General features: G+C 70.1%; 17 protein-coding genes. 3 read left to right on the forward strand and 14 right to left on the reverse strand.

Going from position 1 to position 19,790, the window contains the following annotated elements:
- Positions 1–420 precede the first annotated feature (420 nt).
- The 3 genes from J3P32_RS05485 to nrdR all read right to left on the reverse strand — a co-directional run bounded on the left by J3P32_RS05485 (position 421) and on the right by nrdR (position 4,608).
- Positions 421–978 (reverse strand): hypothetical protein, encoded by a 558-nt coding sequence (locus J3P32_RS05485; protein ID WP_210438815.1) that lies wholly within the window; start codon positions 976–978, stop codon positions 421–423.
- Between the two features lie 82 nt (positions 979–1,060).
- Positions 1,061–3,985: a vitamin B12-dependent ribonucleotide reductase gene (locus tag J3P32_RS05490; RefSeq protein ID WP_210438816.1), complete on the reverse strand. Its 2,925-nt coding sequence runs from the start codon at positions 3,983–3,985 to the stop codon at positions 1,061–1,063.
- 137 nt (positions 3,986–4,122) lie between these two features.
- Positions 4,123–4,608, reverse strand: a complete 486-nt coding sequence (gene nrdR / locus J3P32_RS05495; RefSeq protein WP_210438817.1) for a transcriptional regulator NrdR — start codon at positions 4,606–4,608, stop codon at positions 4,123–4,125.
- Between the two features lie 345 nt (positions 4,609–4,953).
- On the opposite strand from nrdR, the gene J3P32_RS05500 reads away from it, so the two are divergent.
- The gene (locus J3P32_RS05500) at positions 4,954–5,286 is read left to right on the forward strand and encodes a hypothetical protein (RefSeq protein ID WP_210438818.1); all 333 of its coding nucleotides are present in this window, start codon (positions 4,954–4,956) and stop codon (positions 5,284–5,286) included.
- Positions 5,287–5,381: 95 nt separating this feature from the next.
- On the opposite strand, the gene J3P32_RS05505 is transcribed toward J3P32_RS05500, so the two are convergent.
- From J3P32_RS05505 to J3P32_RS05515, 3 genes are all read right to left on the reverse strand, one after another.
- Entirely contained in the window at positions 5,382–6,029 is a 648-nt protein-coding gene (locus tag J3P32_RS05505; RefSeq protein WP_210438819.1) for a PKD domain-containing protein, read from the reverse strand.
- A 119-nt stretch (positions 6,030–6,148) separates the two neighbouring features.
- On the reverse strand, positions 6,149–6,676 hold the full coding sequence (locus tag J3P32_RS05510) for a hypothetical protein (protein WP_210438820.1): 528 nt from the start codon (positions 6,674–6,676) through the stop codon (positions 6,149–6,151).
- A gap of 187 nt (positions 6,677–6,863) precedes the next feature.
- On the reverse strand, positions 6,864–7,223 hold the full coding sequence (locus J3P32_RS05515) for a LysM peptidoglycan-binding domain-containing protein (RefSeq protein WP_210438821.1): 360 nt from the start codon (positions 7,221–7,223) through the stop codon (positions 6,864–6,866).
- Positions 7,224–7,589: 366 nt separating this feature from the next.
- On the opposite strand from J3P32_RS05515, the gene lexA reads away from it, so the two are divergent.
- Complete coding sequence (gene lexA / locus J3P32_RS05520) at positions 7,590–8,312, forward strand: transcriptional repressor LexA (RefSeq protein WP_210438822.1); 723 nt, start codon at positions 7,590–7,592, stop codon at positions 8,310–8,312.
- Between the two features lie 67 nt (positions 8,313–8,379).
- Positions 8,380–9,099: a sulfotransferase family 2 domain-containing protein gene (locus J3P32_RS05525; protein ID WP_210438823.1), complete on the forward strand. Its 720-nt coding sequence runs from the start codon at positions 8,380–8,382 to the stop codon at positions 9,097–9,099.
- Positions 9,100–9,104: 5 nt separating this feature from the next.
- On the opposite strand, the gene J3P32_RS05530 is transcribed toward J3P32_RS05525, so the two are convergent.
- From J3P32_RS05530 to ggt, 8 genes are all read right to left on the reverse strand, one after another.
- Positions 9,105–11,111, reverse strand: coding sequence for an ATP-dependent DNA helicase (locus tag J3P32_RS05530; RefSeq protein ID WP_307861595.1), 2,007 nt, complete (start codon positions 11,109–11,111; stop codon positions 9,105–9,107).
- A gap of 56 nt (positions 11,112–11,167) precedes the next feature.
- On the reverse strand, positions 11,168–11,299 hold the full coding sequence (locus tag J3P32_RS18115; protein WP_282593963.1) for a hypothetical protein: 132 nt from the start codon (positions 11,297–11,299) through the stop codon (positions 11,168–11,170).
- A 118-nt stretch (positions 11,300–11,417) separates the two neighbouring features.
- Positions 11,418–13,703, reverse strand: a complete 2,286-nt coding sequence (gene secD, locus J3P32_RS05535; protein WP_210438824.1) for a protein translocase subunit SecD — start codon at positions 13,701–13,703, stop codon at positions 11,418–11,420.
- Positions 13,704–13,796: 93 nt separating this feature from the next.
- Positions 13,797–15,326 carry a GTPase HflX gene (gene hflX, locus J3P32_RS05540; protein ID WP_246849918.1) on the reverse strand — a complete coding sequence of 510 codons (1,530 nt, stop codon included), beginning with the start codon at positions 15,324–15,326 and terminating at the stop codon, positions 13,797–13,799.
- 79 nt (positions 15,327–15,405) lie between these two features.
- A complete protein-coding gene (locus J3P32_RS05545) occupies positions 15,406–16,038 on the reverse strand; it encodes an NYN domain-containing protein (RefSeq protein ID WP_210438825.1) in 633 nt (210 codons plus the stop codon).
- A gap of 209 nt (positions 16,039–16,247) precedes the next feature.
- On the reverse strand, positions 16,248–17,024 hold the full coding sequence (locus J3P32_RS05550) for an SDR family oxidoreductase (RefSeq protein WP_210438826.1): 777 nt from the start codon (positions 17,022–17,024) through the stop codon (positions 16,248–16,250).
- An 80-nt stretch (positions 17,025–17,104) separates the two neighbouring features.
- Positions 17,105–17,902 (reverse strand): diaminopimelate epimerase, encoded by a 798-nt coding sequence (gene dapF, locus J3P32_RS05555; RefSeq protein ID WP_210438827.1) that lies wholly within the window; start codon positions 17,900–17,902, stop codon positions 17,105–17,107.
- A gap of 37 nt (positions 17,903–17,939) precedes the next feature.
- Positions 17,940–19,781 carry a gamma-glutamyltransferase gene (gene ggt / locus J3P32_RS05560; protein WP_210438828.1) on the reverse strand — a complete coding sequence of 614 codons (1,842 nt, stop codon included), beginning with the start codon at positions 19,779–19,781 and terminating at the stop codon, positions 17,940–17,942.
- Between the last annotated feature and the right edge of the window lie 9 nt (positions 19,782–19,790).

The raw sequence follows: 19,790 nt of genomic DNA on the forward strand, positions 1-19,790 counted from the left end.
CCCACGACTACGCGTACCGCGAGATGCCAATTCAGTCTCGGGAGTCGCGGGCGAGCTGCAGCACCTGCATGGCTGCGGCGACTCGCGAGTTGTCAATGCGAAGGATCGTGATGCCTGCTGTTTGCGCCATCGACTTGAGACTTTCCGGCACATGCTCACTTGTAACGACTACGCCGGAGCACCGCGGGTGTGATAGCTGCACGTCCTTCAACCATCGTGACATTTGCCCCACCACGGTTGCTGAGAGTTGCGGACTTCCCGTCTTCAGCTCGACTAGACATCGTGGCTCGCCCGCACGATTAAGCAGCAAAAAGTCTGGCGTTCCGGTCGTGAGTGCAGGCTGCGATTTGTAATTGAGACCCTCAACGCGAAGGGAATTCTCGACGGCGTCGCGCCATTCTTGTTCGACGTTACGTTGCGTCACTGAACGACCTCCCAATGAGGCTGAGACGACCCGCCCCGGCGGAACTGCACGATGCCATTGATCAATCCCGGAATGCCCACAGCAACAGGAGTCGCCCATGACAGCACGTCTAGGGTGGCAAGAAGAGCGGTCAAGAGAACACCGCCTGACGACACAACTGCGGCGCGGCGATCCACAGAGCTCATCCGTCCGTACGACCCTTGCATCACGTTGTCGAGCGTACGTTCTTCGATCACGGTCAGCGAGCGCACCTGCGCCTTGTGCGGGCGAAGAGCGCGCACCACAGCCGAGACGTGCGTCTCGCACTGGCTGAGGAGGCTTCCGTTGAGACATTCGATCACGATCTCAACGGTCCGCGGCTCCGTGACAACAACTACTAGGCGACGATGGAGATCCTGAGTGGAGAAAGCAAGGATCTCTGCGGCGTCCTCGCCGAGAACTGAATCGGCTAACAAGCGCCGACCCTTGGAGGGTCCATAGACCCCAGCCAGCAGCGCCTCGATGGTGCTACCGCTAACGTCGCTCTTGGTGCGCACCACGGCTTGCGCGTACATCAGCCCCGCCTACCTGTCGACGTCGATCCCTCGTTGGGGGCGGGCCGCATCGCGCGGCCCACCCTCGACATGTCTCTTCAGGTCAGCTGCAGCCGCTGGTGCTCCCGCAGCCCTCGCAGACGTAGCAGGAGCCAGCCGGCCGCATCTTCGTGCCGCAGGTCATGCAGAGCGGGGAGTCGACGGCGGTGCCGGTGAGCTGCTCGAAGAGCTCGGCCGTGGTCTTGGCCTGGCCGGTGGTGACCTGGGCCGGGACCTCGCGGGCCTCGTTGCCGTGGGTGTCCTTGGTCTCGACCTCCTCGGCCTCGACGACGTCCGTGGAGGACGACGAGGAGGACGACGACGCGGGCTCGACGAGCTCGGCGGCCGAGCCGGTCTCCTCCACGAGCGGCTCGTAGGAGCCGGTTTCGAGGTGGCGCTGGCGCTCCTCGGCCGAGTAGATGCCGAGCATCGACCGCTCCTCGAAGGACAGGTAGTCCAGGGCGAGGCGGCGGAAGATGTAGTCCATGATCGACTGCGCCATCCGCACGTCGGGGTCGTCGGTGAGGCCGGCGGGCTCGAAGCGCAGGTTGGTGAACTTCGAGACGTAGGTCTCCAGCGGGACGCCGTACTGCAGGCCGATCGACACCGCGATCGAGAAGGCGTCCATCACGCCGGCGAGGGTCGAGCCCTGCTTGCCGAGCTTGAGGAAGACCTCGCCGAGCTGGCCGTCGTCGTGGGCGCCGGAGGTCATGTAGCCCTCGGCACCGCCAACGGTGAACGACGTCGTGCGGGAGACGCGCGACTTCGGCAGGCGCTTGCGGACCGGGGCGTAGACGACCTTCTCCACGACCTTCTCGACGACCTCGGCCGCGGCGGAGGCGTCGGAGGCGGCCTTGTCGGCGGCGTCCTTCTTGGCCTTGCCGCCGCCATCGGCGAGGGGCTGGCCGACCTTGCAGTTGTCGCGGTAGACCGCGGTGGCCTTGAGGCCGAGCTTCCAGGACTGCATGTAGACGTCCTCGATCTCCTCGACCGTGGCCGTCTCGGGCAGGTTGACCGTCTTGGAGATCGCGCCGGACAGGAACGGCTGCGCGGCCGCCATCATCCGCACGTGACCCATCGGCTTGAGCGAGCGGGCGCCCATCGCGGTGTCGAAGACCTCGTAGTGCTCGGTCCGCAGGCCCGGGGCGTCGACCACGTGGCCGTGCTCGGCGATGTAGGCGACGATCGCCTCGATCTGCTCCTCCTGGTAGCCCAGCTTCTTCAGGGCCCGCGGAATCGTCTGGTTGACGATCTGCATGGAGCCGCCGCCGACGAGCTTCTTGAACTTCACCAGGGAGAAGTCGGGCTCGATGCCGGTGGTGTCGCAGTCCATCATGAAGCCGATGGTGCCGGTCGGCGCGAGCACGGAGGCCTGCGCGTTGCGGAAGCCATTCTTCTCGCCCAGCTTGATGACGTCGGCCCAGGCCTGCGTCGCGAGCTTGTGCACGCGGCCGTCCTCGGTGTGCAGCACGCGGACGACGTCGTTGGCCGCCTGGTGCTTGCGCATCACGCGCTTGTGGGCGTCGGCGTTGCGGGCGTAGCCGGCGTACGGGCCGACGATGCCGGCGAGCTCGGCGCTGCGCTTGTACGACGTACCGGTCATGAGCGAGGTGATCGCGGCGGCCATCGAGCGGCCGCCCTCGGAGTCGTAGCCGAGGCCCATGGCCATCAGCAGGGCGCCGAGGTTGGCGTAGCCGATGCCGAGCTGGCGGTAGTCGACGGTGGTCTGGCCGATCGCCTCGGTCGGGAAGTCGGCGAAGCAGATGGAGATGTCCATCGCGGTGATGATGAACTCGACGGCCTTGGCGAACAGCGCGGCGTCGAAGGTGTCGTCGTCCTTGAGGAACTTCAGCAGGTTGAGCGAGGCGAGGTTGCACGAGGAGTTGTCGAGCGACATGTACTCCGAGCACGGGTTGGACGCGGTGATGCGGCCGGTCTCGGGGTTGGTGTGCCAGTCGTTGATGGTGTCGTCGTACTGCAGGCCCGGGTCGGCGCACTCCCACGCGGCCTGGCTGATCTTGCGGAACAGGTCGCGGGCGTCGACGGTCTCGATGACCTCGCCGGTGCCGCGCGAGCGCAGGCCGAACTCGGTGCCGTCCTCGACCGCGCGCATGAACTCGTCGCTGACACGGACGGAGTTGTTGGCGTTCTGGTACTGCACGGAGGTGATGTCGGCGCCGCCGAGGTCCATGTCGAAGCCGGCGTCGCGCAGCGCGCGGATCTTGTCCTCCTCACGCGCCTTCGTCATCACGAACTCCTCGATGTCGGGGTGGTCGACGTCGAGGACGACCATCTTGGCGGCACGACGCGTGGCGCCGCCCGACTTGATGGTGCCCGCGGACGCGTCGGCGCCGCGCATGAAGGAGACGGGGCCCGAGGCGGTCCCGCCCGAGGAGAGCAGCTCCTTGGAGGAGCGGATGCGGGAGAGGTTGAGGCCGGCGCCGGAGCCGCCCTTGAAGATGAAGCCCTCCTCCTTGTACCAGTTGAGGATCGAGTCCATCGAGTCGTCGACGCTGAGGATGAAGCAGGCCGAGACCTGCTGCGGCGACGGGGTGCCGACGTTGAACCACACCGGCGAGTTGAAGGAGAAGTACTGGTTGACCAGCAGCCAGGTCAGCTCGTGCTCGAAGATCTCGGCGTCGGCGTCGGTGGCGAAGTAGCCGTGGTCGATGCCGGCCTTGGTGTACGTCTTCACGACCCGGTCGATGAGCTGCTTGAGGCTCCACTCGCGGGCGTCGGTGCCGACGGCGCCGCGGAAGTACTTGGTCGTGACGATCGTCGAGGCGTTGACCGACCAGAAGTCGGGGAACTCCACGCCGCGCTGCTCGAAGACGGTCTCGCCGGTCTTCCAGTTCTGCTGGACGACGTCGCGACGCTCCCACGTGATGGCGTCGTAGGGGTGGGTGCCTGCAGTGCTGAAGACGCGCTCCAGCTTCAGGCCCTTGCCCTTCGCCGCTCCCTTGGCGCGGGTGCTCACCGTCTCGGTCATGGGTTCTCCTCGTCGAACCTGGTGGGTGGGTGGTGCTGACTTCTGCGGACCGCGTCCGCGGAGCTCTTCTCGGGGGGTGTTCGGAGTTGGTGGGCCCGGCAGGCAGCTTCCCCACTACCTGCCGGGCCGTCTGGGGGTCAGCCCGTCTGCGCGGCTGGCGCGGGCTGATCGTCGGCGGCTCGCTCGAGTCGCAGCATCTTGATCTCGGCGTCGAAGTCGTCGGCGGACTCGAACGCGCGGTAGACCGAGGCGAAGCGGAGGTACGCCACCTCGTCGAGGGCCCGCAGCGGGGCCAGGATCGCGAGGCCGACCTCGTTGGCGTCGAACTCGGCCTGGCCGCTCAGGCGCAGGGCGTCCTCGACCTCCTGGCCGAGGCAGGCGAGCTGGCCGTCGGTGACCGGGCGGCCCTTGCAGGCCTTGCGGACGCCGGCGATCGCCTTGTCGCGGTTGAACGGCTCCGTCGCACCCGAGCGCTTGAGCACCGTCAGCTGCATCTTCTCGACCGTCGTGAACCGGCGGTCGCACTGGGCGCAGGTGCGGCGGCGGCGGATCGAGCCACCGTCGTCGGCGACGCGCGAGTCGAGGACCTTGGTGTCCTCGTTCTTGCAGTACGGGCAGTGCACGGTGGCCCTCCTCTCGCGGCTTTCGGGCGCGCCTCACTCACCCTGCATAACGGGTCGGCGCCTGTGGATCTTCCTGTGGACATCTAGTCTGGACCTGTGCGGTGACATCCCCAGCCTGTGCACCAGATGTGGATAACTACAGCGGTGTAACTACTAGATGTAGTGGTAACCGTACGCCCCGGCCACGAGACTTGGCAAGCGAATGCCGTACCTCGGTGGATCAAATTCGCGGTGCAGGTAAAACTGCAGGTCAGTGGCTTCCCGGCGGGCGACGAGGCGGCGTGTCGCGCGTCTCTCCGGCGTCGTTGCCGCCCTCACTCAGGCCACATCCGACACAATGAGCGGGTGTCCACGGGGAAGCGAGCAGGGTCGCGCAAGGGCGCCCGTCCGCCTCGGACACTGAACAGGGCGGCGCTCGTCCTCGGCGCCGCCATCACCGTCTGCGTGGTGGCCTGGGGGTACCTCGTCTTCGCCGCCATCGACTTCGGTACGGCGGCGCGCGGAGGCAGCTCGTCGGCGTGGATGTTCATGGCCCTGGCCTGCCTCGGCGCGATCGCCTGCCTATTCACCGGGCTGCTGCTGGTCGCGCGGCTGATGCGGGCGCTGGGGATCACCTCGCCGCCGGAGCCCGCGGACGAGGCGCCCCGGCCGGTGGGCGGGAAGCGCGCGGCTCGCTGATCGTGGAGGATCCGAGCCACCTGGTGGCTCGGATCCTCCACCGTCCCGGTCATGGCGGCGTCCGGGCGGCGTCCTCGCGCGTCGCCTGCGCCGAGCTACGGCAGGACGAGCTGGGGCAGGGCTTCGACGACCTCGAGGCCCTGGGACGCGCCGACCACCGTCAGGGTGTCCGGGATGGAGATCCACTCGCCGCCGCCGATCCGGTACTCGCCGGCGTACGTCGTGTCGACGCGCACCGCCACCGCCCCGGTCCGAAGGTACTGGTGGGTGACGTCGAGGTCGGGGTGCGGCGCCCCGGGGCTGGAGGTACGCTCGGTCGTGCCGTCGCCGAAGACGTAGGTGTACTCCACCGGGTGGGCACGGATGTCGACTCCCTGGCCGGCCAGGGTGACGCTGTGGTCGACCGGGCGGTGGTCGGGTGTGTAGAAGTTCGTCTCGAAGTTCACGAGGGTCCTACCGCCGGTGGGCTGCACCACGAGCCTCGATGCCGGCCAGCCGTACCGTCTGAACTCGCGCAGGATCAGCTGGACGATGTTGACCTGGTCGACCTCCCGCCCCGGCACGCAGACATCTCCTACGTCAGTGCCGTCCATGTAGACGTCGTGCACGTAGCCCTCTTCGCCACCCTCGACGCACTCGACGTGCTCGACGCAGATGCCGCCGTTGCCGCACTGGATGGTGACCACCCACGTGTGGCCGTCGCCGGAGTTCGCGCTAGAGGAGTAGTCCGCGTACGTCCACACGCATTCAGCCGAGACGCCATCCATTCCGACCGCGAGACATGAATCAGCTTGAGCGGGCGCCGGGACGATGAGGACCGGACAAAGCGCCGCCAAGACGAGGAGGGCTATCGCGCGGGACATCACAAAATCCCGTAGTACGACACTGACCACTGGTCACTTCGACGTTTGAGAATCACGAGAAGAGTGGTTCTGCCTGCTGGCAGCACTTCAGGCTCGGCGCTGGGGCCGCGCTTGATGACAGTCTCAGGGAGGGTCTTGGTGACTTGGAAAGTCGGCGGCTTCCCTTTCCGGGACCGAATGCTGTTGATGGTCGAGCCAGCGAATTCGACCGTGCCATCACTTGCGTACACCTTCTCGACCGACTTCACGAAGGTTTTGCAGGCCTTGCATGAGTCCTCCACCAGAGCCTCATAGGTGGCGGTTTCCCCCGTCACCTGCATCTCGTCGCCGGCCTTGACCCAGCGCCGGATGAAGTCCTCCGGACTCTCCGCCTCAGGCGTCTCGGCCTCGACCGGAGTCGGGGTAGGCGACGAGCTCGACGGTTCGGGCATCTTCGGCGTCGGCTCCGTCGTCGGTTCGCCGTCCGAGCACCCGGCGATCAGCAGCGGGACCGCGAGGATGAGCGCCAGTGCGCGGCGTACGTGCATGTCGTGCCTCCCGAGAACAACGCCTGCACCACGAAACTACCCACCGCGGTGGCCGGTCAACCACCCTCGCAACCTCAGTTGTGGACGACGTCCGAAGATGCGCCGAGGGGCGGGCCCGCAGGCCCGCCCCTCGCCTTCCCCTTGGTCCACCAGCCGGGGTCGAAGCGGCTGGTGGAGGCCTCGCGCGTCAGTCGGTGGCGACCGGGACGCGGAGCTTCTGGCCGGCCGAGAGGCCGGCGGACTCGAGGGCGTTGAGCCGCTCGATCTCGCTCATCACGGAGCGGACGTCGCCGTCGGTCGCGATCTCGCTGGCGATCCCCCACAGGGTGTCTCCGGGCGCGACCTGGACGATCTCGGTCGGGGCGGGCTTTCCGGCCTCGTCGGTGCCGACGGCACCACCGGCGAGCATGAACGCCACGCCGAGGACCAGGAACAGCGAGGTCAGGAAGACGACCAGTCGGCCACGGCGGGTCAGGCGCACCGTCGAGCGGGCGCGGGCCGGGGTGACCGGGGTCCGGAAAGCGGGGGAAAGGCTGAGGGTGCTCATGGTGGCCTCCTGGGGAAGATCAGCCGTGGGTGTCTGTCGAGCGAATGTCTAGTCGGAGCCACCGACAGCGGCTTCTCGCCATCGGCGTCGAGCAGACGTTCGATCGAACGTGTGTACGACGTTAGAGCACCTGTTCGAACAACGCAAGCACCAGGTCGAACAATCGTTCGCCACGCGCCAAGCGCCCCGGCGCACGAAACTGATCGCCGGTCAGCAACGCACGTACGCCCAGCACCGATGCCAACCGCGACACGCGGAGTTCGAACAGGTGTTTGATCCCCTCCCGCCGACAGGACTACGGTGAGCACACCTGCTCCTGTCCCATCCGAGCCGCGGAGGGAGCCGGCAACCGTACTGGAGGAGCCCATGGCCAAGTCCGACGACAAGAACGTCATCGAGATGCCCGACGGACCCCCGGACGCCACCGGCCTGACCCCGCGCCAGCAGCGCGTGCTGGCCACGATCAAGGACTCCATCGAGTCCAAGGGATACCCGCCGTCGATGCGTGAGATCGGCCAGGCCGTCGGCCTCACCTCCTCCTCCAGCGTCGCCCACCAGCTCCGCGTGCTGGAGAGCAAGGGCTTCCTCAAGCGCGACCCCAACCGGCCCCGCGCCCTCGAGGTGTTCCTGCCCGAGGTGATGGCCGCGCGCCGCTCCATCTCGAGCGCAGACGAGACCAGCATCGACGAGACGGGCATCGGTGACGCCGCCCCGGCCGCGGTCAACATCCCGGTCGTCGGCCGGATCGCCGCCGGCGGCCCGATCCTCGCCGAGGAGCAGGTCACCGACGTGTTCCCGCTCCCGAAGCAGCTCGTCGGCGACGGCACCCTCTTCCTGCTCGAGGTCTCCGGCGACTCCATGGTCGACGCGGCGATCTGCAACGGCGACTACGTCGTGATCCGCCAGGAGCAGACCGCGACCAACGGCCAGATCGTCGCGGCGATGATCGAGGGCGAGGCGACGGTCAAGACGTTCCAGCGCAAGGACGGCCACGTCTGGCTGCTGCCCCACAACGAGGCCTACGACCCCATCCCCGGTGACAACGCCACGATCCTCGGCGTCGTGACCGCGGTGCTGCGCCGCGTCTGAGGCGTCGTACGCCGACCCGCGCGGCGGGCCCGCGGCGCCGCGCGGCCGCCGGTGTAGCCTCGCGCCGATGCCCGAGTCCGCCGTCCCCGACCCACTGGTCTTCCGCACGCGCCCGGGCAACCGCCGCCGGCTCGTGCCGGAGGCGCAGGCCGCGGTCGACCGGCTGGCCGCGGCGGGCGAGCAGTCCGCCTGGCTCAGCCCGCTGGCGTACAACCTGACGATCAGCCACAGCCACCGGTTCGTCTGGTACCGGGTGGCCAAGGTCGCGACGCGCACGATCCGCCACCACTGCGAGCAGCACGGCGTCAGCATGGACGTCGACCACGCGATGCGGATGCGCTACCCGCTCGCCAGCTTCGCCGACTACTTCACCTTCGCGTTCGTGCGCGACCCGCTGGACCGGTTCGTCTCGGCGTGGCACGACAAGGTCGTCGACCACAACTACTACGACTTCGACGCCGCGACCCACGAGCGGATGCAGACCGTCGAGGAGTTCGCCTACTGGACGGCTGCGCAGGACCTGTCCGCGGTGCCAGGGACCGACCAGCACCTCACGCTCCAGAGCCGGATGATCGACCTCAACCGGGTCGACTTCGTCGGCCGGCTCGAGACCTTCGACCGCGACTTCGCCGAGGTCTGCGAGGGCGTCGGCGCCCCCGCCGTGCCGACCGCGCCGCGGAACCAGACCGCCCCCGGCGGGCGCGACCGCCAGGTCTCCGCCGAGCTACGCGAGCTGGTGGCGACGATGTACCGCCGGGACTACCAGCTCTTCGGCTACGCGCCCTGACCGGGCTAGGCGGCGCCGAGCCGCGCGAGCGCCTGACGTACGAGCGCGGGGTCGGTGGTCGACCACATCGGCGGCAGGGACGCCTTGAGGAAGCGGCCGTAGCGCGCGGTCTCCAGGCGCGGGTCGAGCACGGCGACGACGCCGCGGTCGGACGTCGTGCGGATGAGGCGACCGGCGCCCTGCGCGAGCAGGAGCGCGGCATGGGTGGCGGCGACCTGCATGAAGCCGTTGCCGCCGGCCTGGTCGGCGGCCTTCTGGCGCGCCGACATCAGCGGGTCGTCGGGGCGGGGGAACGGGATCCGGTCGATGATCACGAGCTGGCAGGTGTCGCCCGGCACGTCGAGGCCCTGCCACAGCGACAGCGTGCCGAACAGGCACGTGTGCGGGTCCTCGACGAACTGCCTGGCGAGCTCCGGCAGCTGGGCGTCGCCCTGCGCGAGCGTCGTGAGGTGCGGCAACCGGGCCCGGACCGCCTCTGCTGCGGCCTCCGCCGCGCGGCGCGAGGAGAAGAGGCCCAGCGTGCGCCCGTCGAGCGCGTCGACGAGGTCGCAGATCTCGTCGAGCTGCGCCGGCCCCAGGCCGTCGCGGCCGGGCTGCGGCAGGTGGCGGGCGACGTAGAGGATCGACTGCTGGCCGTAGTCGAACGGCGACCCGACGTCGAGACCCTTCCACGGCAGCGCCGAGTCGGGGTCGGGGCTGGCGACCTGCGAGCCCACGCGCTCGGTCGGCTTGAGGCCCAGCGAGGTCGCGACCGCACCGAACTCGCCGCCGAGCATCAGCGTCGCGCTGGTGAAGACGACGGTCTTGTCGGTCAGCAGCCGGTCGCGCATCGGGCCCCACACCTGCAGCGGGGCGACGTGGAGCCGAGCCGGGAACCGGTCGCGCGCCTCCCCCAGCCACAGCACGTCGGCCTGCGAGCCCGCGGCCATCCGCTCGGCGTTGACGTACACCTCCTGCACCATGCCCTTGGCCTGCGTACGCCCGGCGTCGCCGTCACCATCGCCGCCGGACTCGCGCGGGAAGGCCGACAGGCAGGCGCGGGCCGCATCGCGCACCAGCACGAGCGCGTCGGAGAGCTGGGTCGACAGCTGGTCGATGCGGCCCGGCGGGGTCGCCTCGATGGCCTCGGCCAGCTGCTGCGCGGCGTCCTCGAGGTCGCCCGCGGGGTCGCCGTCGGCGCCGTCGGTCCAGCGCGACGCGCGCCGGGCGGCGCGCTCGATGTCGGAGACGCCGAGCTCGTCGGTGGCGGCCTGGGTGACACGGGCGGTCAGCTCGTGGGCCTCGTCGATCACGACCGTGTCGTAGTCGGGGATCATCGGCACCTCCTCGATCGCGTCGATCGCGAGGAGGGAGTGGTTGGTGACGATGAGGTGGCTGCGCTGGGCCTTCTCGCGAGCGAGCTCGGCGAAGCACTCCTGCCCGAACGGGCACTTCGCGGCGCCGAGGCACTCGCGGTGGTTGACCGACACCTGGCGCCACTCGCGGTCGGTGTGCCGAGGGGCGTTGTCCCGCTCGCCGCTGCCCCCCTGCTCGGACTCCTCCTCCGCCCACGCGCGCAGCTCGAGGACCTTCTCGGCCATCGAGCCGGTGGGGACGTCGACGAGGGCGCCCTGGTCGTCGGGGACGCCGGCGCGGATCCGGTGCAGGCAGGCGTAGTTCGAGCGGCCCTTCAGCACGGCGTACGACGTGTCGAGGCCGGGGACGTCCTTGACCGCCTCGACCAGCCGCGGCAGGTCGCGCTCGACGAGCTGGTGCTGCAGGGCGAGGGTCGCGGTGGCGACGACGACGCGCTTGTCGTGGAGCAGCGCGGGGACGAGGTAGCCGAGCGACTTGCCCGTGCCGGTGCCGGCCTGCACGAGGAGGTGGCGGCCCTCCTCCATCGCCTCGGCGACCTCGGTGGCCATCTGCACCTGGCCGTCGCGCTGCTGCCCGCCGAGGGCCGTGACCGCCTTGGCCAGCACCGTCGGGACCGGGGTGGTCACGGGCGCGGGGGCGGTGTCGGTCGCGGGCACCAGAGCACCTTACGGGGCGGCGCCGACAGCTCGGCGTACCGCGTCCACAGCGGGTGTCAGTGGTTCTTCTTGCGGCCGATCTGGCGCTCGATGCGCCGCTCGGGCTGGCCGAGCACCTTCGCGAGGAGCTTCACGCGGTAGCGGTAGGCGACCACGCCCAGGACGACGATCAGCAGGATCCAGAACATGCCAGGCAGCGTACGCCCCGGGACCTCACGAGGGTTGTGCGAACTTCCGGGGGTCTGCACGCCCCCGGAAGTTCGGAATCCCCCGCTTGAGCGGGGGATTCCAAAGCAAACCAACCGCTCAGACGACGGCGCCGGAGTCCTCGGGCGCGCGCTCGACCTTCTCCTTCTTGACCCGGCTCATCGGCCACTTCTCCTGGAAGTAGGTCACCAGCGGGGTGGCGGTGAAGATCGAGGAGTAGGTGCCGACGATGAGTCCGATCAGCAGCGCGATCGAGAAGTCGCGCAGCGAGTCGCCGCCGAGGATCGCGAGCGCGGCGAGGATGAACATCGTGCCGAGGCCGGTGTTGACGGTGCGCGGCACCGTCTCGACCGCGGCCTTGTTGGCCAGCGAGCTGAAGTCGTCCTCGGGCTTCGAGCCGAACCACCGCTCGCGCACCCGGTCGAAGACGACGACGGTGTCGTTGACGGAGAGACCGATGATGGTCATCGCTGCCGCCAGGAAGATGCCGTCGATCGGCTTCTGCATCCAGGCGAAGATGCCGACCACGATCAGCACGTCGTGGGCCATCGCGATGACGGCCGAGACGCCGAAGGTCCACTTGAACCGGAAGGCGAGGTAGAGCAGCTGGGCGAGGAAGGCGACGCCGAAGGCGATGAGCGCGTTGTTGCGCAGCTCCTCGCCGAGGGAGGCGCCGATCTGCTGGTCGTCGACCTTCGACACGTCGCCGCCGACCGCCGCGAGCTCGTCCTCGATCCGCTGCTCCTCCTCGTTCGAGATCTCGCCGGTGCGGACGGTGAAGTCGGCGGTGTCGGCGGTCTGCACGACGGCCTCGGGGAAGCCGGCGTCGGCCACGGCCTGGCGGGCCTGGTCGACGGAGATCTCCTCGGACAGGGAGTAGTCGAGCTGGCGTCCGCCGGTGAACTCGACACCGAGGTTGAGGCCCTGGGTGGCGATGCCGGCGATGGCGAACACGGTCGCCGCACCCGACACGGCCAGCCAGCGGCCGCGGTTCTTCATGATGTCGGGGTCCTTGCGGTCCAGCCAGGCCCGCACCTTGCCGACGTCGCCGAGGCCGCTGATGCCGGGCCGGCGCGAGACGCCCTTGTTGGAGACCGCGAGGTCGCACAGCACGCGGGCGATGATCAGCGCGGAGATCATCGACGCGATGACACCGATGGACAGGGTGACACCGAAGCCCTTGATCGGACCGGAGCCGAGGAAGAACAGCAGCCCGGCCGCGAGCAGCGTGGTCACGTTGGAGTCGATGATGGCGGTCCACGCCTTGTTGAAGCCGACCGCGAGGGCGCGGCGCAGCCCGGCGGACGGGTAGGCGGCGTACTCCTCCCGGGCTCGTTCGAAGACGAGGACGTTCGCGTCGATCGCCATGCCGATGGCGAGCACGAAGCCGGCGAGGCCGGGCAGCGTGAGCGTCGACCCGAGCCCGACGAGCATGGCATAGGCGAGCAGGGCGTACGACGCCAGCGCGATGGTCGCCATGAGACCGACGAGCCGGTAGACGATCACGATGAACAGGCCGGTCAGGATGAGGCCGATGATGCCGGCCTCGATCGAGGCGTCGATCGCCGCCTCACCGAGCGACGGGCCGACGAGGCGGTCGGAGATGGCGGTCAGCTCGAGCGGCAGGGCGCCGCCCTCGATGAGCGCGGAGAGCTCGCGAGCCTCCGCCGAGGTGAAGTTGCCGGTGATGTCGGTGGAGCCGCCGCGGATGCCGACGTTGCAGCCGACCCCCGTGTTGACCTCGGGCGAGGAGATGACCTCGTTGTCGAGCACGATCGCGATGCGGCGCTTGGGGTCGCCGGAGGGGTTGCAGGCGGCCTTGCCGGTGATGTCGGCCCAGGTGTCGCCACCCTTGCCGTTGAAGTCGATGGCCACGACCCACTCGACGCTCTGCTCGCGCTGCACCGCGCTGGCGCCGGTGATCTCCTCGCCCTGGATGACCGTCGGACCGACCTCGAGGGTGTCGCCCTGGTCGGAGGGCAGCACGAGGTTGTTCTTCTTGCTGGGCTCGGCGTCGGGCTGGGTGGTCGAGACGACCTCGTGAATGGTCAGCTTCGCCGTCGTGCCGATGCGCTCCTCGGCCTCCTGCGCCTCGGCGTCGTTGGTCACGCCGGGCAGCTCGACCAGGATGCGGTTCTCGCCCTGGCGGACCAGGGTGGACTCGGCGACACCGAGGGCGTCGACCCGGCCGCGGAGGACCTGCAGGGTCTTGTCGACGTTCTCCGCGTTGGCGGGCGTCTGCTCGGTCCCCTCGGCCTCGAAGACGAACTGCGCACCGCCGCGGAGGTCCAGGCCCAGGTTGGGCTTGACGTTGACGGCGAGCGCCGCGCACCCGGCCAGCAGGCCGAGCACGAGGATGAAGCGGATCCAGACACCTCGTGACATGCGCGACATCCTCTACTACGAGACTTCGACGCCCGTAATCGGGCACGGACGGCTCAACGCGCCGCCCCGCTCGAAGGTTCCGCCCGCGCGAGGTCAGCGGGCGTAGGCCGCCAGCTCGCCGGCGAGGTCGGCGTTGGCCCGGCCGACGACGAGCGTGCCGTCGCCGGTGTGCTCCATCGAGCCGATCTCGGCCTCCTGGTGAATGCGGTTCACCAGGTCGCCGCGCTCGTAGGGCAGCAGCACGTCGAACTCGACCTGCGGCCGCGGCAGCTCGGACTCGATCGTCCGCAGCGCCTCCTCGATGCCCTCGCCCGTCTTCGCGCTCACCACGACGCTGTGCGGCTCGCGCGCCCTGAGCCGGCTGATCACCAGCGGGTCGGCGGCGTCGGCCTTGTTGATGACGATGATCTCGGGGACCTTGGTCGCACCGATCTCGGCGAGCACCTGTCGCACCGCAGCGATCTGGCCCTCCGGGTCGGGGTGCGAGCCGTCGACGACGTGGAGCAGCAGGTCGGCGTCGGCGACCTCCTCGAGCGTCGAGCGGAACGCCTCGACAAGGTCGTGCGGGAGGTGGCGCACGAAGCCGACGGTGTCGGACATCGTGTACACCCGCCCGTCCGAGGTCGTCGTACGCCGGGTGGTGGGGTCCAGGGTCGCGAACAGCGCGTTCTCCACGAGCACCCCGGCGTCGGTCAGCCGGTTGAGCAGCGAGGACTTGCCGGCGTTGGTGTAGCCGGCGATCGCAACGCTGGGCACGTGGTTGCGGCGGCGCGACTGCCGCTTGACCTCACGGGTGCCGCGCATCTCCTTGAGCTCGCGTCGCAGCTTGGCGATCCGGGTGTTGATGCGGCGGCGGTCGGTCTCGATCTTGGTCTCACCGGGACCGCGGCCACCGATGCCCTCGCCGCCGGCGGCCCGGCCACCGGCCTGGCGGGACAGGTTGCCGCCCCAGCCGCGCAGGCGCTGCTTCATGTACTGCAGCTGGGCGAGCTCCACCTGCGCCTGGCCCTCCTTGCTCTTCGCGTGCTGGGCGAAGATGTCGAGGATCAGCGCGGTGCGGTCGACCACCTTGACCTTGAGCCGGTCCTCGAGGTTGCGCAGCTGGCTGGGCGCGAGCTCGCCGTCGCAGATGACGGTGTCGGCGCCGGTCGCCTGCACGATCTCGCGGATCGCGTCGACCTTGCCGCGGCCGATGTAGGTGGCCGGGTCCGGCTTCTGGCGGCGCTGGAAGACGGCCTCGAGGACCTCGGAGCCGGCGGTCTCGGCGAGCAGCGCGAGCTCGGCCATCGAGTTCTCGGCGTCGGTGACGCTGCCCTCGGTCCACACGCCGACGAGCACGACCTTCTCCAGCCGGAGCTGGCGGTACTCGACCTCGGTGATGTCCTCGAGCTCGGTGCGCAGGCTGGCGACGCGGCGCAGGGCGTGGCGCTCGGCCAGCTCCTGCGCGCCGAGCGTCAGCTCCTCGGGGTCGGCCTCGTCGTCGTACGCCGTGTCGTCGGCGTAGCCGGACTCGAAGTCGTCCTGGTCGGCGAGCAGCTCGTCGTCGAGCTCGATCGTGTCGTCGTCCCAGCCGCGGGTGGCGTCGAGGGCGTCGCGCAGATTGAAGTCAGGTGCGTTCGTCATATACCAGCAAGGGTAGGTCGCCCGACCTCACCTGCGCGAGCAGTTTCGCGCAGGGCTGACAACGGTGGGGGGCCGATCCTCAGGCGCGGTGCCGCCCGAGCGCGACCGCTCGCTCCTCCGTCAGCGAGTCGAAGTCGATGAACTCGTCGCACGCGGCGCGGACGTCGTGCGCCGTGTGTGCGGGACCCACCACGACCACCCGCACGCCCGCAGAGTGCAGCCGGTGCACCAGGGGCAGCATGCACGTCATGTCGCCGACGATCACCACCTCGTCGACCGCGGCCTCGCGGGCGATGTCGACGGCGTCGATGGCCATCGCCACCAGCGCCTGCTCGCCGTCGGCGGCCAGCTGGTGGAAGGAGGAGAGCCCCTGCGGGCGCAGGCGACCCGCCCACGCGCCGAGGTCGGACCGGCTCCAGTCCGCGTAGGCGCGGCAGACGTCGACCGGCCCCCGCTCGCCCAGCCGTGCGAGCAGCTTGGCAGCGACGTCCTCGGGGATGCGGCGGGTGTCGATGAGCACCGCGCGCCTGGTCGCGCGCTCCGCGTCGACTGCCGCCCCGCGACGAGGCAGGGCACGCCTGCGCGGCGTCGGCCCGAAGGCAGGGTCGTCGGACCCGGCCGACTCGGTCGGGCCGACCAGCGCGGTCTCGTCGACCGCCTCGGTCGCCGCGCGCACCTGGACGTCGCTGCGAGCGCCGACCCAACGTGTCACGAGCGACGCCAGCTCTCCGTCGCCGCCTGCACTGGAGCATCCCCGCGGCTCCGCCATCCTGGTCATCGTGCGCCCCCCACAGGCTGGATGAATCTCGAACTTCAGGGAGACCATCCACCGCGGCGCCGGGACACGGGGCGAAACGCCCAGAATGCGGACAACGGTCTGGACCAGTGGGGACGCGGCTCGCCCCTACGTGGCCCGTCCGGTCACTTCGGTGGCATCCGGATGCCGCCGTCGACGCGGATGGTCTCGCCGTTCATGTAGGAGTTGGTCAGGCACTCCACGACCATGCTGGCCAGCTCGTCGGCACGGCCGAGGCGCTTGGGGAACAGCACGTTGCGACCGAGGTTGGCCTTGAATTGCTCGGGCTCGGGGAACGCGTCGTAGATCGGGGTGTCGATCAGGCCGGGCGCCACGGTGTTGAGGCGGATGCCGGCGGCGGACAGGTCGCGCGCAATTGGGAGGGTCATCCCGACGACGCCGCCCTTGGACGCGGAGTACGACGCCTGGCCGATCTGGCCGTCGAAGGCCGCGACCGAGGCGAGGTTGACGATGGCGCCCCGCTGGTCGTCCTCGTCGGGCTCGTTGCGGCTCATCACCGTCGCGGCCTGGCGGGTCATGTCGAAGGTGCCGATGAGGTTGATCTCCACCACCTTGCGGAACGCGTCGAGGTCGTGGGCCTGCTCGATCAGGCCGTCACGGCCGATGGTGCGCTGGGCCCAGCCGATGCCCGCGGAGTTCACGCAGGCGCGCAGCGGCGCGATCTCGGCGGCCGCCTCGACCGCCGCGGTGACCTGCTCGGTCCGCGTCACGTCGACGGCGGCGAAGACGCCGCCGATCTCCCCGGCGAGCGCCTCGCCCTTCTCGGCGTCGATGTCGGCGACGACGACCGTCGCTCCCCGGGCGGAGAGGGCGCGGGCGACCGCGGCACCGATGCCGCTGGCGCCGCCGGTGACGATGGCGGTGGATCCGGTGATGTCCATGTCGCCGGATGCTATGCCAGTCGAGTGCTGGGCTCCGTGCGGGCTACGACCGCGGCGGCACTCGACCCGACCAGCCGGCCTCAGAGGTCCGTCGTGCCCTCGGCGACGAGCACCGCCGGCCCCGTCAGCAGGACCCGGTCGTCGGCGGTCCACTCCACGTGGAGGGTGCCGCCCGGGACGTCGACGCGGTACGTCGTTCCGCGGGGCGCGTCGTCGAGCAGCGCCGCCGCGACGGCCACGGCACAGGCGCCGGTGCCGCAGGAGCGCGTCTCCCCGGACCCCCGCTCGTGCACGCGCATCGCCACGTGCCGCGGCCCGCGGCGTACCACGAACTCGACGTTGACGCCGTCGGGGTAGACCGCCGGGTCGTGGCGCGGCGGCGCGAGGAGGTCGCCGGCGTCCTCGAGGTCGTCGACGAAGGCGACCGCGTGCGGGTTGCCCATCGAGACGTGCTGCGCCGCCCACGTGCGGTCGCCGACGGACACCGCGGTCTCGCCGAGGAGCGCGGGTGCGCCCATGTCGGCGGTGAAGCCGGCCCCGGCCCGGTCGAGCACCTTGGTGCCGGCGCGGGTGCCGACCTCGATCGGGAACGGCTCGCCCTCGTGCTCGTGCAGGTAGCGCGCGAAGACCCGGACGCCGTTGCCGCACATCTCGCTGGTCGACCCGTCGGAGTTGCGGTAGTCCATGAACCACCCGCCGTCGCGCCGCACCGCGCGCAGCACCCCGTCGCCGCCGATGCCCGCGCGACGGTCGCAGAGCGCGCGCACCCGCTCGGCGGCCATCTCGCCGTCCGCGTCGCCGTGGACCGAGCCGTCGGGGTCGGGCAGGACGACGAAGTCGTTCTCGGTGCCGTGGCCCTTGAGGAAGCGGTAGCTCACCGATCCAGTGTGGCAGGCGGCGCGAGCTGGCCCCGGCTCAGCGGCGGCGCTTGACCACCTTCGCCGAGCCGCCGCCACGCCGGGTGGGCTCGGCGACCGCCGTCATGCGGCCGCGCCGACCGAACTCGATCGCCGTCGCCGCCCCGATCTCGGCCGCGCTGGTGAACGCGTCTCCCGCCGGCACCAGCCGGTGGCCGAGCGCGGTCAGCGCGGGACCGTAGGCGGTAATGAACTCGGGCTCGGCCGTCGTGTTGGCGGTGTTGCGCTGCGTCGCGCGCGGCGCGGCGATCGCCTCCTGGACGGTCATGCCGAGGTCGATGCGGTTGACGATCATCTGCAGGACCGTCGTGATGATGGTCGAGCCGCCCGGCGAGCCGAGCGCGAGGAAGGGCTTGCCGTTCCTGAGCACGATCGTCGGGGACATCGAGCTGCGGGGCCGCTTGCCCGGCTGGATGCGGTTGGGGTCGGCGGGGTCGTACACCGTCGAGAAGTCGGTGAGCTCGTTGTTGAGCAGGAAGCCGTGCCGCGGCACGACCTGGCCGGAGCCGCCGGTCTGCTCGATGGTGAGGGTGTACTCCACGACGTTGCCCCACCCGTCGGCGACGGTCAGGTTGGTGGTGGAGATGTTCTCGGTGTCGGCGTCGGTGACCCCGTCGGCCTTCGTGGGCGAGCACACGCCGTCGTACGACGTCACGTCGCCGGCGGGGACCGGCTTGGTGGCGGCGCGGGCCGGGTTCAGCAGGCAGGCGCGCTCGGCGGCGTAGCGGTCGTCGAGCAGCCGCCTGACCGGGACGTCGACGAAGGCGGGGTCGCCGACGTACTTGCCGCGGTCGGCGAAGGCGAGCGCGCTGGCCTCGAGGTAGTGGTGGAGCGCCTGCTCCGCGGTCATGCTGGACAGGTCGTAGCGCTCGAGGATGTTGAGCGCCTCGCCGACGGTGGTGCCGCCCGACGACGACGGGGCCATGCCGTAGACGTCGTACCCGCGGTAGTCGACGCGGGTGGGCCGCTGCACCAGCACCTCGTAGGTCTTGAGGTCGCGGCGGCTCAGGTGGCCGGGCGGGACGGGGAGCTCGGTGTTGGCGGTGGTCCGCGGGTGGCGGACGACGTCGACCATGAGCTTGGCGAGCTCGCCGCGGTAGAAGTAGGGGAGTCCCTTGCGACCCAGGCGGGTGTAGGTGCGCGCCAGCTGGCGGTTGCGGAAGACCGAGCCGACCGCGGGCGCGTCGCCCCCGCGCAGGAACAGCTTGCGCGTCGCCTTGAAGGCGCGGAACCTGGTCTCGTTGTCGAGGGTCTGCTGGCGGAAGGTCTCGTCGACGACGAAGCCGCGCGTGGCGACCTTGATCGCCGGACGGAGCGCCTGGGCCAGGCTCAGTGTGCCCCACTTGTCGAGCGCGCGCTCCCACGTGGCCGGAGTGCCGGGCGTGCCCACGGAGACGCCGCTGGTGACCAGCTCAGGGGTGAAGTTGTACGGCCTGCCCGTCGCCGGGTCGATGAAGGCGTCGTTCGGCATCCGCTTCGGCGCGGTCTCGCGGCCGTCGATCGTGCGCACCTTGCCGCTCTTGGCGTTGTAGTAGACGAAGTAGCCGCCGCCGCCGATGCCGGCGCTGTAGGGCTCCGTCACGCCCAGGGTGGCCGCGGCGGCGACCGCCGCGTCGACGGCGTTGCCGCCGGCCTTCAGCACCTTGAGCGCGGCGGCGCTGGCCTCCGGGTCGACCGTGCTGACGGCACCCCCCTTGCCGATCGCCGTCGGCACCTTGGCGGTCGGGCGGGGCTCCGCCCCGTCCGGGGCCCGTCCGGTCGCGCCGGCGGGCGTCGCGACGACGAGTCCGGCGAGCAGGCCGGTCGCGGTCGCAGCGGCAAGAGACGTACGGACGTGCATGGGAACCTC

Source organism: Nocardioides xinjiangensis, assembly GCF_017916385.1.
In the GTDB taxonomy this organism is placed as follows: domain Bacteria; phylum Actinomycetota; class Actinomycetes; order Propionibacteriales; family Nocardioidaceae; genus Nocardioides; species Nocardioides xinjiangensis.

Excerpts from the sequence above, each read along its gene's own strand:
- J3P32_RS05485 (WP_210438815.1), bottom strand. The coding sequence starts at position 978 with ATGTACGCGCAAGCCGTGGTGCGCACCAAGAGCGACGTTAGCGGTAGC.
- J3P32_RS05490 (WP_210438816.1), bottom strand. The coding sequence starts at position 3,985 with ATGACCGAGACGGTGAGCACCCGCGCCAAGGGAGCGGCGAAGGGCAAG.
- J3P32_RS05510 (WP_210438820.1), bottom strand. The coding sequence starts at position 6,676 with ATGCACGTACGCCGCGCACTGGCGCTCATCCTCGCGGTCCCGCTGCTG.
- J3P32_RS05515 (WP_210438821.1), bottom strand. The coding sequence starts at position 7,223 with ATGAGCACCCTCAGCCTTTCCCCCGCTTTCCGGACCCCGGTCACCCCG.
- lexA (WP_210438822.1), top strand. The coding sequence starts at position 7,590 with ATGGCCAAGTCCGACGACAAGAACGTCATCGAGATGCCCGACGGACCC.
- J3P32_RS05525 (WP_210438823.1), top strand. The coding sequence starts at position 8,380 with ATGCCCGAGTCCGCCGTCCCCGACCCACTGGTCTTCCGCACGCGCCCG.
- J3P32_RS18115 (WP_282593963.1), bottom strand. The coding sequence starts at position 11,299 with ATGTTCTGGATCCTGCTGATCGTCGTCCTGGGCGTGGTCGCCTACCGC.
- secD (WP_210438824.1), bottom strand. The coding sequence starts at position 13,703 with ATGTCACGAGGTGTCTGGATCCGCTTCATCCTCGTGCTCGGCCTGCTG.
- hflX (WP_246849918.1), bottom strand. The coding sequence starts at position 15,326 with ATGACGAACGCACCTGACTTCAATCTGCGCGACGCCCTCGACGCCACC.
- J3P32_RS05550 (WP_210438826.1), bottom strand. The coding sequence starts at position 17,024 with ATGGACATCACCGGATCCACCGCCATCGTCACCGGCGGCGCCAGCGGC.
- ggt (WP_210438828.1), bottom strand. The coding sequence starts at position 19,781 with ATGCACGTCCGTACGTCTCTTGCCGCTGCGACCGCGACCGGCCTGCTC.